At 45.9% G+C, this 16,736-nt stretch carries 10 protein-coding genes and 1 pseudogene; 5 read left to right on the top strand and 6 right to left on the bottom strand.

The window, feature by feature from the left end; genetic code table 11:
- The first annotated feature begins 213 nt into the window (after positions 1 to 213).
- The 5 genes and pseudogenes from pflB (at position 214) to K4H28_RS08865 (ending at position 6,637) form a co-directional block, all read left to right on the top strand.
- The gene (pflB, locus tag K4H28_RS08845; protein ID WP_221004862.1) at positions 214 to 2,547 is read left to right on the top strand and encodes a formate C-acetyltransferase; all 2,334 of its coding nucleotides are present in this window, start codon (positions 214 to 216) and stop codon (positions 2,545 to 2,547) included.
- 105 nt (positions 2,548 to 2,652) lie between these two features.
- Positions 2,653 to 2,823: pseudogene (locus K4H28_RS08850) on the top strand (glycine radical domain-containing protein); the annotation flags it as partial.
- 141 nt (positions 2,824 to 2,964) lie between these two features.
- Positions 2,965 to 3,765, top strand: coding sequence for a pyruvate formate-lyase-activating protein (gene pflA / locus K4H28_RS08855; RefSeq protein ID WP_221004864.1), 801 nt, complete (start codon positions 2,965 to 2,967; stop codon positions 3,763 to 3,765).
- A 107-nt stretch (positions 3,766 to 3,872) separates the two neighbouring features.
- A complete protein-coding gene (locus K4H28_RS08860; RefSeq protein WP_221004865.1) occupies positions 3,873 to 5,522 on the top strand; it encodes a histidine kinase N-terminal 7TM domain-containing diguanylate cyclase in 1,650 nt (549 codons plus the stop codon).
- 146 nt (positions 5,523 to 5,668) lie between these two features.
- Positions 5,669 to 6,637, top strand: a complete 969-nt coding sequence (locus tag K4H28_RS08865; RefSeq protein WP_221004866.1) for a DUF808 domain-containing protein — start codon at positions 5,669 to 5,671, stop codon at positions 6,635 to 6,637.
- A gap of 286 nt (positions 6,638 to 6,923) precedes the next feature.
- Here the strand turns inward: K4H28_RS08865 and K4H28_RS08870 are convergent, their stop codons facing one another.
- The 6 genes from K4H28_RS08870 to K4H28_RS08895 all read right to left on the bottom strand — a co-directional run bounded on the left by K4H28_RS08870 (position 6,924) and on the right by K4H28_RS08895 (position 16,667).
- Positions 6,924 to 8,630, bottom strand: a complete 1,707-nt coding sequence (locus K4H28_RS08870; protein ID WP_221004867.1) for a protein adenylyltransferase SelO — start codon at positions 8,628 to 8,630, stop codon at positions 6,924 to 6,926.
- 1,386 nt (positions 8,631 to 10,016) lie between these two features.
- The gene (locus K4H28_RS08875; protein WP_221004868.1) at positions 10,017 to 10,235 is read right to left on the bottom strand and encodes a hypothetical protein; all 219 of its coding nucleotides are present in this window, start codon (positions 10,233 to 10,235) and stop codon (positions 10,017 to 10,019) included.
- A 359-nt stretch (positions 10,236 to 10,594) separates the two neighbouring features.
- Positions 10,595 to 10,963 carry a transposase gene (locus tag K4H28_RS08880; protein WP_221004869.1) on the bottom strand — a complete coding sequence of 123 codons (369 nt, stop codon included), beginning with the start codon at positions 10,961 to 10,963 and terminating at the stop codon, positions 10,595 to 10,597.
- An 89-nt stretch (positions 10,964 to 11,052) separates the two neighbouring features.
- A complete protein-coding gene (locus tag K4H28_RS08885; protein ID WP_221004870.1) occupies positions 11,053 to 11,532 on the bottom strand; it encodes a hypothetical protein in 480 nt (159 codons plus the stop codon).
- A gap of 90 nt (positions 11,533 to 11,622) precedes the next feature.
- A complete protein-coding gene (locus K4H28_RS08890; RefSeq protein WP_221004871.1) occupies positions 11,623 to 13,971 on the bottom strand; it encodes a carbohydrate-binding protein in 2,349 nt (782 codons plus the stop codon).
- A gap of 668 nt (positions 13,972 to 14,639) precedes the next feature.
- The gene (locus K4H28_RS08895; RefSeq protein WP_221004872.1) at positions 14,640 to 16,667 is read right to left on the bottom strand and encodes a glycosyl hydrolase family 18 protein; all 2,028 of its coding nucleotides are present in this window, start codon (positions 16,665 to 16,667) and stop codon (positions 14,640 to 14,642) included.
- Positions 16,668 to 16,736: the final 69 nt, after the last annotated feature.

The raw sequence follows: 16,736 nt of genomic DNA on the forward strand, positions 1-16,736 counted from the left end.
AGCCAGCGTATGTAGTTGAAAATATTCAGTAACATATTCTGGAACATGATGTACATCAACTTTTAGAATGACAATATTGTTACGATGATTTAATAAGTATCAAGAAAACACATTGCCCAATCCGGCAATACACTGATGCGCTTTCAATTCACCAATTGAAAGCTTCGGCCCAAAGATTGTCCAACAGACATCGCCCATAGGAGTCTCACCCAAATGAATGCCCCTCAAGAAAACCTGCAAATCAACGCTTGGCGTAATTTCACTGCAGGCGAATGGCAAGAAAAAGTACTAGTTCGCGAATTTATTCAAGCCAACTACACACCGTATTTGGGTGACGATACTTTCCTTGCTGGCCCGACTGAGCGCACTACCCAATTATGGACAGAATTGTCTGCACTCTTAAAAGAAGAGCGCAAACGTGGTGTTTTAGAAGTATCTACTTCAGTTGGCTCAAGCATCACTGCACACGGCCCTGGCTACATCAATAAAGATTTGGAAACCATCGTTGGTTTACAAACCGATGCCCCTCTACGCCGTGCGATTATGCCAAACGGCGGTTTGAAAATGGTTGAGAATGGCCTCAAAGCCTACCATTTTGAAATGAATCCACAGATCAAAGACATCTTTACTAAATATCGTAAAGATCACAACAACGCCGTATTTGATGCCTACACGCCAGAAATCATGGCCTGCCGTAGCTCAGGCGTGATTACCGGTTTGCCAGATTCATACGGTCGTGGCCGGATTATCGGTGACTATCGCCGTGTAGCGCTATATGGTGTGGATTTCCTGATCGCGGACAAAAAACGCGAAAAAACTGAAATCGACAATGTGCCATTTACTGAAGCCATCATTCGTTTGCGCGAAGAATTGGCAGAGCAAATCAAAGCGCTATCTGAACTCAAACAAATGGCGAAAAACTACGGCTTTGATATTGGTCGCCCAGCTGCGACAGCACAAGAAGCGGTGCAATGGCTGTACTTCGGTTACTTGGCTGCCGTAAAAGAGCAAAATGGCGCGGCGATGTCGATTGGTCGTATCTCGACCTTCCTTGACGTGTACTTCGAGCGCGATTTGGCTGAAGGCACGATTAACGAATCACAAGCGCAAGAATTGATCGACCATCTGGTGATGAAATTGCGTATCGTGCGCTTCTTGCGTACCCCAGAATATGATGATCTATTCTCAGGCGACCCAACTTGGGTGACTGAATCGATTGGTGGTATGAGTGAAGATGGCCGTACTTTGGTCAGCAAAACCAGCTTCCGTGTACTCAATACCCTCTACAACCTTGGCCCAGCACCAGAGCCAAATTTGACTGTTTTGTGGTCGACTTCATTCCCACAAGGCTTTAAAGAATTCTGCGCGAAAGTATCGATCGACACCTCGGCGATCCAGTACGAAAACGACGATTTGATGCTGCCAAAATGGGGTGATGATTACGCAATTGCCTGCTGCGTTTCTGCGATGCGCGTTGGTAAACAAATGCAATTCTTCGGTGCCCGTGTGAACTTGGCTAAAGCCATGCTGTACGCGATCAACGGCGGCGTGGATGAAAAAACGGGCAAAGTCGTTGCAAAAGGTTTCGAGCCAATCAAGAGCGATATTCTCGAATACGATGAATTGATGCCGAAATTTAATGCCATGCTCGACTGGTTGGCAAAAACGTATGTTACTGCGCTCAATTCAATCCATTACATGCACGATAAATACTCGTACGAACGCATCGAAATGGCATTGCACGACCGTGACATCTTGCGCACGATGGCCTGCGGTATCGCTGGTTTGTCAGTGGCTGCCGATTCATTGTCTGCCGTGAAACACGCCAAAGTGCATATCAAACGCAATGAAGCCGGTATTGCAGTGGATTACGTGATCGAAGGCGAATACCCAGCCTACGGTAATAACGACGACCGTGTTGATGATATCGCTGTGTGGTTGACGACTGAATTCATGAACAAAATCAAAGCGCAACCCGTGTTCTACCGTGATTCAATGCCAACACAATCGGTATTGACGATCACTTCGAACGTGGTTTACGGCAAGAAAACCGGTAACACGCCAGACGGCCGCCGTTCAGGCGCACCATTCTCACCGGGCGCAAACCCGATGAATGGCCGTGATACCAATGGTTTCGTTGCTGCGGGTTTCTCAGTGTCGAAGATTCCGTACGAATCAGCACTGGATGGTGTGTCTTGGACAGCATCGATGACACCAGACGCACTCGGCCACAACGCAGCAGATCGCGTTAAGACTTTGGCTGCCTCGATTGACGGTTTGTTTGGCCCGCACGGCGACGAATGTTCTGTGTGCATGACCTCAGATAAAGTCGACGCAAAATTGGCTGAAATCGAACAAGGTCCAGACCAATTGTTCCACTTGAACATGAACGTGCTGAATAAAGATACTTTGCTGGATGCCGTTGAACACCCAGAAAACTATCCGCAATTGACGATTCGTGTTTCTGGCTACGCAGTGAATTTTGTGAAGTTGACTCGCGAACAACAAATGGACGTGATTAACCGTACGTTCCACGCCAAGTGTTAATTTGACATAGCATGGCAATATCCCACAAGGGTATTGCCATGTAGACATTAATTGATAATGCCTACAAGCGTATACCCAAAAGGATAAATGATGGCTCAGCTTTTTCACTTGAACATGAATGTCTTGAATAAAGAAACACTCGAAGACGCGATGGAAAATCCAGACAAATACCCACAACTCACCGTGCGCGTATCTGGCTATGCCGTGAACTTTGTGAAGCTCACGCGTGAACAACAGCAAGACGTGATTAATCGCACTTTCCACGAAAAGTGCTAATTTAATACGCCTCGCACCAGCGGATCGCAGGCATGCCTGCGGTCCGTTTTCATATCCAGCGCCAACCTAGCGTCTAAACTGCAATATTACGCGCGGCGTAACAGAGTTCAGTTAAAATCAAAAAAACACACTGGAAATCACATGCAGATCAACAAACCCGCAGGTGAAATAGTCCCTGCCGCTTTTGATGCCGATGGCAATCAATATGGCTATGTCCATTCAATTGAAACGGGTGCCGCCGTTGATGGCCCAGGCATGCGTTTTGCGTTATTTGTGAGCGGCTGTCAGTTCCGCTGCCTTTACTGCCACAATCCTGATACGTGGAAGCTACACAATGGCAAGCAATACACGGTCGACAATATCGTGGCTGAGATTGGCAAATACGCCAGCTTCCTACGTATTGCAGGTGGCCTGACCATTTCAGGTGGCGAGCCACTGATGCAAGCGCATTTTATTGGCGAGATTTTCCGCCGCGCCAAACACGATCTAAAAATCCATACCGCGCTCGATACCCAAGGCTTCTTGGCCGCGCATTTGCCCGATGAATACTTCGACAACATCGACTTGGTACTGCTCGACATCAAGCAATTTAATCCCGAAAAATACGAAGCACTCACCAGCAAGCCTTTACAACCGACGCTCGACTTTACTGAGCGCCTAATTCGCATGCAAAAGAAAATTTGGCTGCGCTATGTACTGGTGCCTGGCATCAGCGATGACGAAGCCGATGTAGAAGGTTTGGCGCAATATTTAGGCGACTTGAACCGCCTAGCACCTGATCTCATTGAGCGAGTGGAAGTGCTGCCCTTCCATAAAATGGGGGAAGACAAATGGGCAGAGCTGGGTATGAAATACGAACTCACCGACACCCGTCCACCGAGCCAAGAGCTCGTTCACCGCGTGCGAGAGCAATTCCGCGCGCAAGGCCTATTCTGCTGTTAATCAAAGTGCCCACTTTCGAAGTGGGCACTTTTCATGCCTAGCAATCAAACCATCTGTCATCAATTTTACAAAACACTGTTTAAGCAGCGTCACACTAGGTTTGTCTCATGAATTGGCCTTCATTTTCATTGCTACTGTGCACCGTACTGACATTGGCGCTCGCCGTGTTGGCGGCAAAGCGCAAAGTGTTTCCTGCGCAATATTATTTTGTAGCTACCCTCTTAGGCTCGGCGTGGTGGAGTACTGCTGCAGCGATCGAGCTCTTGCTAACTTCGCCCTCCTCCAAAGTGCTGTTCGCGCAACTGGCGTGGATTGGCATCATGGCCGTCCCGACTTTTTGGGCGATGTTTGTTTGGTCTTATGTGAAAGGCTATTATCAAAAGCCCTCGTGGCGCTGGCAGCTTGGACTGTGGCTGATGCCACTCGTTACGGTCGCTATCGCGCTCAGTAATGAGATGCATCACTGGATGTACGTCAGCACCCTCCCCATCAGTGCCGAGGTGGGAGCCGCGATTGTTTATCAACATGGACCATGGTTTTATATCGCCGCGCTGTTTATGTATGGCTATATGACACTCAGTATGTTGGTGCTACTCAATGCCCTCGCACGAGCCAGCCGCTTGCATCGTCGGCATTACATTGGACTCGCTATTGCGATGGCGGTGCCGTGGCTCGCCAATGCTGCGCACCTCACCGGATTAGTGACTCTGTTTGATTTTGACCCTACGCCGTTTAGTTTTTTACTGATGGGATGTATTTTTTATTGGCTCGTATCACACCGGCAACTGTTTGATTTGCTCCCAATTGCCCACGATGTATTGCTCGATGCGATGCCTGATGCGGTACTGGTGATTAACGAAGCCAAACAAATTGCGCAACTGAATCAAGCCGCACAGTCACTACCCAATATGCCGCCCAACGCAACAGGCCTGCCTTTGGCGCGCTTAGAATACCTCAATAGCGTTTTGCCATTGCTGTGGGGCAAAGAGTTACCCGTTGAATTTGAAATCGAACTAGGTGATACCTACTATGATCTGCGCTCGGTCACTGTTTATTATCAACAGCAAGCGATTGGCTTATTGCTGGTATTGCGTGATATCACTCACCAAAAACTCATCCAGCACGAACTGAAACAAACTTTAAATATTCTTGAAGATCAAATCGAAGCCAATGCCTTATTACAGCAACAATTACGTGAAGAGGCGATTCACGACCCACTCACAGGCCTACATAACCGGCGCTTCCTCGATGAAATCGCCCCTAATCTGATCGCAAATGCCTCACGAAAAGAGCAACCTTTATCCGTAGTCATGCTCGATTTGGATCATTTCAAAACCATTAACGACCAACAAGGCCATGCTGTAGGCGATATCGTACTGCGCCATGTGGCGCAGTTATTACAAACGAATTTACGTCAAAGTGATTATATTTTCAGAATTGGCGGTGAAGAATTTCTGATCCTGATGACTGATACACTGTCCGAACAAGCTATCCAACAAACCGAAGTCTGGCGCGCAGCCTTGCGTCAGCAATTGCCTCAAATTGCGGGGCGAGACTTACCCGTCACCTTCTCTGCCGGCATTGCGCAGCAAAGCGATGAGCAACTTAATTTGGCCAATGCGCTCATTCAAGCGGACCAAGCCCTCTATCAAGCCAAAGCCAAGGGGCGTAATCGCAGTGAGCAAGCACCACACCAAGCGCCTTATATTAACCAGGCATGTACATCTCCAACTTTGGCGCAGCCACAACAAGCTTAAAGCATTAAAAAGTAGAGCCTCGGCACCAGAACAGCTGCCAAATTGCATCGTTTTTACCGGATTGAACATGCCAATCACGGCACTAACCCTCAGTTCAGGTATATTAATGCCCAAATTACAATGTACTGAATCAATAGGGAGCCAGCATGGCAGGAACTAGCCTACTTGTATTACTAGACGATATCGCAGCGGTACTCGACGATGTTGCACTGATGACCAAAGTTGCCGCCAAGAAAACTGCAGGCGTACTAGGCGACGATTTAGCACTCAATGCCCAGCAAGTCTCAGGCGTACGCGCCGAGCGCGAATTGCCCGTGGTATGGGCGGTTGCAAAAGGTTCATTCAAAAATAAACTCATCCTTGTCCCCGCTGCGCTATTGATCAGCTTTATCGAAGACCAGCTCAAAGCCTTTGGCTACCCAATTCCACTCATTATGCCGCTCTTGATGCTCGGCGGTTTGTATCTGTGCTTTGAAGGCTTCGAAAAAATTGCCCATCCATTTTTGCACAGCAAAGCAGAAGATGAAGCCGAACACCAAGCCCTCAGCGAAGCTGCTCAAAACACCGAAATCGATTTGGTCGCTTTTGAAAAAGACAAAATCCAAGGTGCAATACGCACCGACTTTGTCCTCTCAGCCGAAATCATCGTCATCACGCTCGGCACCGTGGCCAGCATGGCGTTCATGTCCAAGCTCAGCGTACTGGCTGGAATTTCACTAATTATGACCGTTGGCGTTTATGGCTTGGTCGCTGCGATTGTCAAAATGGATGATGCCGGTCTGTATCTGAATCAACGCCCCAATAGCAATGCCTTCACGCAAGCCATCGGCCGAGGGCTTTTAGCTGGCGCACCGAAATTGATGCGCGTTTTGGCCATTGTCGGCACCTTGGCGATGTTTATGGTCGGTGGTGGCATTCTCACGCACGGAATTGATTACCTACACCACACGATCGAGCACATCGGTCACGATGCCGAAACCATCCCTTACGTTGGCCACACACTCGCAATTTTGACGCCATCGTTTTTAAATGCGATCGCCGGGGTGATTGCGGGTGCCGCATCATTGGCGGTGGTGACAGTCGTTGGAAAAGTAGTTGGTATGTTTAAAAAATAAACACAATAATCACAACGGCCTTCATTGCGAAGGCCGTTTTTTCGTTTTTAATTTGAATTTTTATCGATGTATTGCCAGTGAGGCTATGTACATAAATATTTCCCAGCAAAAAATAGCCATCAAGGGCCAACCCGCTTCCTTACTGCTTTTCAAACAAAGTATAAATGGGTATACGCAGCTATCAATCAGTAGAAAGACTCTAAAAACGAATACCCATTAAAAATCAAAGTTCAAAAAATCTACCTTAAGCCAGATCATAATTATTGCTTGGCTGTTATTTAGCTATTCAAGATGAACAGCTGTAGTGCGATATGCCGCCAGCGTTAAAAAATGCTTTCGGTTTTAGTTGGTAATATTTTTCTTCAATCGCCTGTTCTTGTTCACTATATGGATCGCTAAACACCTGCTTCAGCTCTTCGATGAGTGAATAGTCGCCTTGTCTCGCTTGTTCATAAGCGGGGGCAACCAGCCATTCGCGCCAGGTGTATTTTGGATTGGTCAGTAGCATGCTGGCTTTAATCGTCTTTAAATCTTGTTTTTGATTGGCCAGTAGATCGAGCCATTGTTCTAGCCAATGTTGCCATTGCAGATCTAGCGCAGCAGTCGTGGTCTGATAAAAGCTTTTTTTCAATGCACCGATGTCTTGCGGGATATGCGATAGCTCGCGAAAGAAGATGGTGTAATCGACCTTTGTTCGGTGCATTAACTGCACCAATTGAGTAAACAGTTCGGTGTCAAATTCAATCAGCCCCAATTTCGCGGCCCACATGCTTTGGCAGTGCTGCTGCATCTCGATTTTAAAGCCATGGCGAACTTCATCTAGCTGAACTATTGCCTCCTTATCTTCCGCGAGCAGCGTCTGTAGGGCCAGCCAAAACATATGAAAATTAGCCTCGGCGGCTTGCGCTTGGTTAAAAAATGCGAAGTGCTGACCACCGCCGGTCCACGGCTGAAATTCAGGATCAAAGGCTTCACAGAAACCAAATGGGCCATAATCGAGCGTTAATCCGCCTGCGTGGCAGTTATCACTATTAAAATTACCTTGGCAATAGCCAACACGTAACCAATGGGCGATGAGTTTACTTAATCGCATTCTGAAAATTTTAGCCAATTCAATAATCTGTTGGTTAAATTCAAGATTTGGGTCGATGTCGCTTTGGTATTCGCGCTCAATTAAATGTGCCACGATGTTTTTTAGTTCGGTGCGAGCATTGCCATGGGCTTTTTTACGCACTCGACGGGCAAACAGCTCAATCTGGCCGACCCGCAAGAATGATGAAGCCACGCGAGTAGAAATCGCAACCGGGTTGCTCACCATGATGTCGGGATCGGCAGTGTAGGAATTGGGTGAATACCAAGGCCGCGCAGCAGTTTCTGACTTTGATACAAAAAGCGTTAGCGAACGAGAGCTTGGTACGCCTAAGGCATGCATATACTCTTGAGCCAGAAATTCACGCACGCTTGATCGCAATACTGCACGCCCATCTCCTCCGCGGCAGTAGGCCGTTGGCCCGCCGCCCTTTAATTGCATTTCGTAGCGTTGACCGTTGAATAAGCCTTCAAATACAGACATTGCACGACCATCGCCGTAGCCATTACCGGTGCGAAAAGGGCATTGTTGAGTATATTCAGTACCATAGATCGCTAATGCATAGCCCGTTGCCCAGCCATAGCGCCGCATCGGTGCCGGGGCTTGGCTTAAATCACCGGAAAAGAGCTGTCTAAAGCCTTTGTCATGAGCGAGGGCATCGGCTAATCCCAATTGCGCAAACAAGGCTTGGCTGTGGCTAACATATTCTGCATCGGCTATCGAGGTGGGTTTTACTCGAACATAATGACCAGAAAACACCTGCCTCGAATCGTGATCATCACCATCTGATGTGCCAACAGGGTCTGGGGTGAGCTTATCCATCAAAGAGTAATCGACAGCCTTGGCAAAGGTTGCTAAATCTAAAATGTTAGGCTGCGGGAAAGCGTTTGATGGGGCGGTCATTGCTGAAATCCTTTGTGATCTTAGTATTAAGTAGGCCACTGAAACGCGGCGGATGCGTGCGCTGCGAATATCCATTTAAGCCGCGGCTACTTTAGTTTCTATTCGCTTGGCTGGTGAGTCACTGACAAGAGTTTATATGATGGCCAGATAACAATCACATAGACTTTCTAAAAACAAAATCGATTCATCGCCTGAGACAAAGCCGGATCGGGGTGAAATAGAAAATTGTGATTTTGCCTACCATAGCTGAGCGTGCCGCTTTCTACGACGCCTTGCCGCTCTACTTTCAGCAATGCAGCAGGCGTCGGCTGAGTCGCCTCAGGCAAATAGAGCCCCAATAGCAGACTGTAAAGACGAGAAGCGTCACATAAGTGCCACCAGAAAACCGAGCACCAACACGATGCAATATTGAATCGGAATGAAACAGAACATACGTTCGATACCTTTTTAAGCAGCGCAGCGAAAGTCAATCGGATCAACACGTTTTGCATTGATCAGCTGGGCTTATCCACTGTTGTTGTGGATTATTTGACGAGCAACACTGACTTGGCTCTCGCCCAACAAGATGCACAAATGCAATCCTTAGCTGCGAGTGAAGTCAAGGGTATTGCTCTAAGAATATTATAAAAAATAGCTCAGAAATGCATACCCAGTATTAAACTCGAATAATCAGCGCCGGATATGCGAACAAGTGCTGCACGACTACGGGATGCATGGCCAAGCCAGCCAAACCTGCTGCGGCGAACCGATCTTCCCCTGCACCACCAAGCAGATGGCCCAGCGGGTCGATCGCGAAGTGGTCAAAAAACAGCCGTCAGCTCGTGCCTGTGCCTGTGCCTGTGCGTCTGCCTGAATAATCGCAAATAACTCACCCAATAAGGGGACTGTTTAATGATTGCCAAGTTTTTCTTGTAGGTCTTTGCGATTGCGGTTCAGGATGGTGCGGTCGGTTTCGTTTAGATCCGCCCAGCGCAGGCCGACGATTTCGCCTTAGCGCATGATATCGGCGATGGGATATCCCCTTCCAGAGACAGTATGTATTTAGCTGTAGCTTTTTATCTGCAACGCCTAGCTGGCAATACATCGACTTAAAATCAAACTCGTTGAGCTAGGCGAGATCCCTTGTATTGCGCCGAGCAAGGTGTGGCGAAGCTTGGCAACTTGTTGACTTAGCGCAGCCCATGACCTTAGGCCAGTATCCGACGAAGTCGGACATAGAAACTAGCGCGGCGGTTTAAATCAAAGCAAATTTTCAACAGTGCTATTGATCAGGAATCAGTACTATTTCCCGCCCTAAAAAGCATTTATTTTTGTGCTGTATCAGCCATCAAACCACTAATTAAGTTGTCGCGCATTCCAAGTAAGAAACTCCGATGGGCGCAGGCCCTATCTGGCTAGTACGCCCTCGTGTAAACGTCGCAACTCTTCAATGCGCCTGCACATCCCCCCGCTCAGATTCAGGAACCATGTATCAACGGTTTGCTGAATCACAATCAATGCATCCAGTTCGGGCTGAGTCACTACCTCACGAATAGTTTTTTTGATCAGATCTCGCCACGCCAATCGAGCAGGATCAGGCTCTGACAATTCTTGCTTAATTGCCAAGTATTCCTGAGTTGATCGCTATATATGGATATGGCGCCATTTATGTAATTAATTGCATGATTACGGCGAAGTTAGAAAAACAGCGCCATAATCATGGCGCTGTTCTATATTCTCGGGCTGACTAAAGTGCGAAAACACAAAATCTCAGCACAATTTGTTACGCTCTGCGAAAAGCTAAAATCGGCCAACAATAGACTTTTTGTCCTCACGATTTGGGCTTCATTGAACGTCTGCAGTAGCAGCTATTGCAGACGCCCAGCCAACCATTCCCGCTTTCACTAGTTCAGCCTTTGCGGATACTTTATGAGCCATTATCGCGATGACGTTGGTCTCAGTAGGCGTCCGTTTAGAATCATATATTAATCACGGGTTAACTCTGTAAGATGGGATTCAGTCAATTCAGACAAGTATCCACTTTTGCGCAAGATAGACAATATTGCTTTACGTTTTTCATCTGGAGTGAGTTGATTAACATTAAAGGTCGCCTTTAATACTTCAATATCTGAGCGCGCCTCAGCCAATAATTTCTTCAACAAACCATTCTCAACGCCGAGCTCGCAACAACAGATTAAGTCTGTACCAGAAACTTGACCGTATTTTGCGCGCCAAGAGTAAAAGGTAGTATCGGAGAAGTCACCTTGTCGACAAATATTTTGCACACTTTCGCCAAGCTCTGCTTGCCTGAGAAAACCTAAAATCTGTTCTTTGCTAAATCTACTTTTTCTCATATTGGTGGCCCTTTAGAGGCATAACCTATTAATTTTAAAAACTCTAGTCAAAAACTATTTAGATCTATTCAACAATAAAATTTAATATTTTATTGCTTTGAAATAAGTCGAGAAAATTCTGCATGATCTAGTAATTGAACATCGTCATCATAATGAATGCTGTCTTGCCGAGTCGCTCTGATGCATGCAATCTCAATGCCATTTATCAAGTCAGAAAGGAGCTCCTCTGAAAGAAAGGCGCCACTTTCAACAGAGCAGTAGCAATATTGAAGAACAGTTGCAACAATTGACTCTGACATTAACTTGTAATAATCATTGCTTAAAAATAGTGTGCTGGTATAGGATTTCCATAAAAATGGAATTCCAAAAATATTTTCACGCCAAGTTAGTGTTTTTAGTAAATACTCGACACAAGAAATAACCCCTTTAATTTCTTGCGCACTCATATTTTTGCGAACAACAGAAAATGTCATCGATGCTATTTGCGTTGCAAATGAAGGTATTTCACACTGCTTTTTTTGCTCACCTAAACGAATAAGATCAATCAAACTGGAATCGTACATCATCATTATTCTCACCAATTTTATAATTAGTTTTTAAATATTAACCAAGTCAATGCTTCCCCTAAAGCCAGGGCATCAGCCCTGGCTCACTTGATCTTATTTCAATGAAACTGGACCATTTTGGTAATAACCCTGTGCCTTAACTAGCCACCAACGATCATCTGTGATGGCGCCGTTGACACCAACAGAATCAGTACTATTTCCAACTCCAGCGCCAAACATCATTGAGATTACGCCTGCTTTCTTAGCTTCATCCATATGACTCTCCCAAATAACCTGATCACCATTAACTTTAATTTTTGGATCAAGAGAACGATTAGTCTTAAAGTAATCAGCATTAAATACAGTACTTTTTGGTGTAAATACATCACCGAAATAATATAAAGGCGCAGTATCTTCAAATGATTTATCGACCCCAGTTAGAGGAGCAAATGGCTGATTAGTATATGGATTGGTTCCTTGCGTACCATTAACATGGCCTACAGGCAATTGCCATAAGATGATCGGCTTTTGAGTCAGTCGATTTAATTCAGCGGTAAAGAAATTATAGTTATTCCAATGATCTGCATTCCAAAGCCAATTGTTCTTCTGAGGAGCCCCCCCATCAAGCCCATATTTATCAATCGAAATAAACTGGGCACCATGGCTTGCAACACCAGCTGCGAGGTAGTAATCAGCAATTTCTTTTGCTTTCTGTGCAATCACTGCTCGCCCACCAGCAATCCCTTTTGCATCCGTTTCGTGCATTAACCCTTCTGCAACAAAGCCATTTGCGCCCCACACATTGAATTGCCAACCATAGAATGCATTATTAGCTCGAGTTTTGAATATATAATTAATCGCCTGCACTAACCCTTGGACGGTATTAGGGAAAAGCGGATCTCGCTGTCGATCTAGCAAACCAATTTCATACGCTTGATCTACAAATGCCATGATTTCAGCAGGTTGCTTACCTGATTGCTGCATCATATAACCAAGGAAGTCTGGTTCTAAAATCCAACCCACCAAATCATCACCCGCCTCACGATTTGCAAGCTCAATTGCAAATTTCAGATCGGCAAAATATGTTTTCATATACAGTGGCGTCTGGATATTGGTTAAATCATTGAAATAACTTTCACCACCGGCTGGAATGTTGTACCAAACAAAGTAGGGTATCTGCCCGAGCTTTTTAGACTCTCGAATATACGTAGAAAGACGTCCACCATCTTCTGGTGTCCATTTTCGCCAGCAGTCACTTATACATGCGCCGCCATTGATATAAACATAACGAACATCAACTCGCGTATTCTTCCCGGCAGTGCCAAAATTTCGCCATGTATCTTGCGCTGTTTTAGCGTCGTCGGACACCGAACCAATCGATACGTAGTCCGGCATTCCAGGCAAGCTACCGTCTGCATTTTTGACTCTCACACCAATATAACGAATAGCACCACTCGCATCAGTAATTCGAATACCAGCACGGCCCGCCTTCTTCGCATTTATTTGCAATTTATTGCCACTGATACTGACATCTGCGATGTAAGACGCATTGCTTAAAACAGAAAGCTGGGCACTACTCACGCCCAAAACGGCAAGATCCACACTGCTACTACCTAGTGGCACCGTAGCTTGCAGTGCTTGGCCATCAGTATCCCAATCGGCAATAGTGATCTTACTGGCATCACCCACAATCGCAGTCATTGAGTCTGTCAGAGTAGCGCCTTGCGAGTTAATGAGCTTGACTCTGTAGCGATACAAGCCAGTTTTTTTATCTCCGATCAAAGTACTTATATTCTGTGGATTCATCCCATTTGGCGCAATGGTGGCTGTTTTAATGAGTTTTTCATTCTCATATAGCTCCCAACTGCTTGCACTTTCTCCATACCACTTATTCCAAATTACCGTTAGTTTGTTACCAACTAGATCAAATTGGATTGTTGCTTTCGCCGGTGCGCCAACGACAGGCACTGGTGTAGTCGGTGCTAATGTAGGCAGAGTGGTCGGCAATGAAGTAGGTATTAACGTTGGCTTCGGGGTTGCGCTAGGAATTGCTGTCGGAGTCGACACGGGCTTGGTCGTCGGTACCGCAGTGGGTGCAGCGCTTGGTTTTGGTGATGATGTTGCTACCGATGTTGGCTTAGGCGTCGAAGTCGGTGTCAGAACAGGCTTCGCTGTCGGCGCCAACGTAGGAACTAGTGTTGGTGTTGGCGTTACCGATGCAGCAGCGGTTGGCTTAGCACTTGGAGTCGGTGTCGCAGAAGCGATCACTTTTTCCCATGCCCCCCATTGGCTTGCTCCTGGAATTTCTCCTTGGCTCCACCATTTTGCTTTAAAAGTAGCCCCTTGATACGTGACCATACTATTAGCGGGGTATGAATTGCTTGGCGTCCATTCGGCAGCAAAGACACTCGCACTGAGTAGCGCTACAAGCGCTAGAGGGGCAAATCGAACTTTTGTATGCATAAACTTTCACTCCATTTGAAGGTAAATAACCAATTTCCGCGTAGCGGAGCACTTGCAAAGATCGTATTTACAAGCAGGTATAAGAAATTAATGAGGCAAATCCAGAATTGTTGCCAACATTTATCGAAAATAAGCATTTGTTACTTTGACACATAAACAATCACAAAAATAAATCATCGCCACTTCGACTTTAATGATCAATTCAATGCCGTCATAAATTAACGATGATGATTAGTTGCTTTTCAGATGCAGAACTCCGCTTTAAAAGCTAACAAAGCCCACCTAATTAAATTAAAAATCATGTGTAATATTTAGTTAAAAACACTTACCTAAAAAGCAAACAATTAGCCAGCAACCATAAAAATTACCGGAAATACTGATCGGCTAAGCAATAATTAAGCACTTCATTCAACAAAACATCCACTTAAGAAAATTAATTAAAGCTTTGACTTAAGTACTGTCGCCTTTATTTTTATCAAGAAACGACAACCCACATTCAAGCCAAATTGAAAGCTTAATTTCTTTACAAAATGAAATTTATAGTTTTTTTTGACATGAACAAATTACATTCAAGCTTTAATATCAACTCATCTAAAAAGTTGAAATATAGTTATTAACCACCCCCTTTTTTGATGGGGAAAAGGGGGTGGTTAACACTACCTCATTACTTATTTACGAGCGTTACCCATCGCTTTTGATAAAGTTGCTGATTTATCATCACCGTCAAGTGCCCAACCAAATACACCACCATTCAAGCCTTTGGCTTTGGCGTAATCGATCTTGATTTGAATCGCTTCTGGTGTGTCGTATGACCAGAATGTCGAGCCATCAAACTTATAAGATGCTTTAGTAATAGGATGAATGAAGACATTACCAGGGCGATCTTTTAGGATTTTGAAATCTTCATTGCCTGGTTCATAGATCCCATCTGCTGCACGAGTGGCTTTTTGATATAGACCATTACTAAAGTTACTTACACCCGTCCAGCCTCGGCCATAATAAGGAATCCCCAGCACCAGTTTTTTGGGATTGACACCAGAGTTGATCAATAGATTGATCGCATCATCCGTGTTGTAATAAGAAACCAAACTGCGATCGCCGTAACACTTATCTGTTGGCTTACCTGGGCATTTATATTGAGGACTATTTGGATCTGCATATAAATGAGATTGGAAGTCCGTTGGACCTTCCGCACTCCAGCCGCCGTTATAGTCATAGGTCATGACATTGATCCAATCTAGGTAACGAGAGTAATCACGAGGTGAAGTCATCTCGATTTTGTCTCGGCCAGCACCGATGGCAACAGTCAGATAATATTTTTTCCTATTTTGAACGGCCAGCTCATCCAGTTGCTTGCGGAACTCCGCCAATAGCAAGGTGAAGTTTTGCTTGTCTTCAGGAGCTATCATGTTGTAACCGATGCCTTGAACACCCGGGAATTCCCAGTCGATATCAATGCCATCGAAAATATTTGCAGCCGCACCTGGCCCCCCACGACTTTCAGCTAATGGCAAATCACCTTTGATGTAAATATCAATACACGATTTAACCATCTGCTTACGCAGTGCATCTGTTTTCGATGCGGCAGAGAACCATTTCGACCAAGTCCACCCTCCCAAGGAGATAAACAATTTGGTATCCGGGAATTTCTTCTTATACGCTTTAAATTCGCGGAAATTTCCCGACAAATTATCATCCCAATTGACTTGGTCAGTCGGGTCGACCCTGCGATTAGTCTTCCTGCCATAGTCTGAATAAGAGTCACCACCGGTACCTGCTTCAGGTGAATTTGGATTTTTTGCCGCAGTCTCAAGCTTGTTTACCATTGCGCATTCATACCCACCATTTTTCTGATAAATATTGCCAAATGCATAATTAATAAACGTCAGATTCGCCGCTGCGCCCGAACTCACAATATCAGCGACTTCGTAATCACGTTCATATACTCCCCACTGAGTGAAATAGGCCCCTACTTGTGGCTGTTGCGGAGGAGTCACTTCTTCACCTGGCGCCAATGTGGCAGCTGGCTTCGGTGTTGGTTCAGGCATCATTCCAACTGGCGTTGCAGTTGGAGCAGGGCAAGCACCTTCATACTTCCAAGGGCTCGCAGAGTCTGTTTGAGACGGGGTATTACCCTGAGTCCACCACTTGGCAGAGTACTTGTTGCCGTTGTAGACAACTAAAGCTCCTGTTGAGTATGACTTAGTAGTTTCCCACTGCGTTACCTCACTGCAGACACCGATTGGCGAAGAAGTCGGTTTTACTGTAGGCCCAGTTGTCGCAGTGGCGCTTGGCTTAGCTGTCGGAAAAGTGGTTGGCGCTGGTGTAGGTTTAACAGTTGGTGACGACGTTGGGACTAATGTTGGTTTTACAGTCGGAGTCGTGCTTGGCACAATGACAGGCGTCGACGTTGGTTTTATCGTTGGAGCCAGAGTCGGTTTTGCAGTAGGCGCTAACGTTGTTGAGGCTGCACCGATGCGGGTCCACAGCGTTGTTGTTGAAGCTGGATTCCAATTCGCCCCAACGTACGACACATGAGTCACTAAAGCTCGGTAATCACTTCCAGCATAAGTAACGACTGAGCCTGCGTTATAGGTGACACCTTCCTTCCACGCATCAGCGGCATAAGACAAACTGGATGCAGCCATTAAGACAGCTGGAATGGCTGCAATAGCAAAACGGTTGAAGTGCGACATATTGAGTTCTCCTTGTTTTATATGTTGTATTTAACTTTCCGCGAGGCACTGGTATTACCGACCCCAATC

It is taken from the genome of Deefgea tanakiae (assembly GCF_019665765.1).
GTDB lineage: Bacteria > Pseudomonadota > Gammaproteobacteria > Burkholderiales > Chitinibacteraceae > Deefgea > Deefgea tanakiae.

Excerpts from the sequence above, each read along its gene's own strand:
- pflB (WP_221004862.1), top strand. The coding sequence starts at position 214 with ATGAATGCCCCTCAAGAAAACCTGCAAATCAACGCTTGGCGTAATTTC.
- pflA (WP_221004864.1), top strand. The coding sequence starts at position 2,965 with ATGCAGATCAACAAACCCGCAGGTGAAATAGTCCCTGCCGCTTTTGAT.
- K4H28_RS08860 (WP_221004865.1), top strand. The coding sequence starts at position 3,873 with ATGAATTGGCCTTCATTTTCATTGCTACTGTGCACCGTACTGACATTG.
- K4H28_RS08865 (WP_221004866.1), top strand. The coding sequence starts at position 5,669 with ATGGCAGGAACTAGCCTACTTGTATTACTAGACGATATCGCAGCGGTA.
- K4H28_RS08870 (WP_221004867.1), bottom strand. The coding sequence starts at position 8,630 with ATGACCGCCCCATCAAACGCTTTCCCGCAGCCTAACATTTTAGATTTA.
- K4H28_RS08880 (WP_221004869.1), bottom strand. The coding sequence starts at position 10,963 with ATGAGAAAAAGTAGATTTAGCAAAGAACAGATTTTAGGTTTTCTCAGG.
- K4H28_RS08885 (WP_221004870.1), bottom strand. The coding sequence starts at position 11,532 with ATGATGATGTACGATTCCAGTTTGATTGATCTTATTCGTTTAGGTGAG.
- K4H28_RS08890 (WP_221004871.1), bottom strand. The coding sequence starts at position 13,971 with ATGCATACAAAAGTTCGATTTGCCCCTCTAGCGCTTGTAGCGCTACTC.
- K4H28_RS08895 (WP_221004872.1), bottom strand. The coding sequence starts at position 16,667 with ATGTCGCACTTCAACCGTTTTGCTATTGCAGCCATTCCAGCTGTCTTA.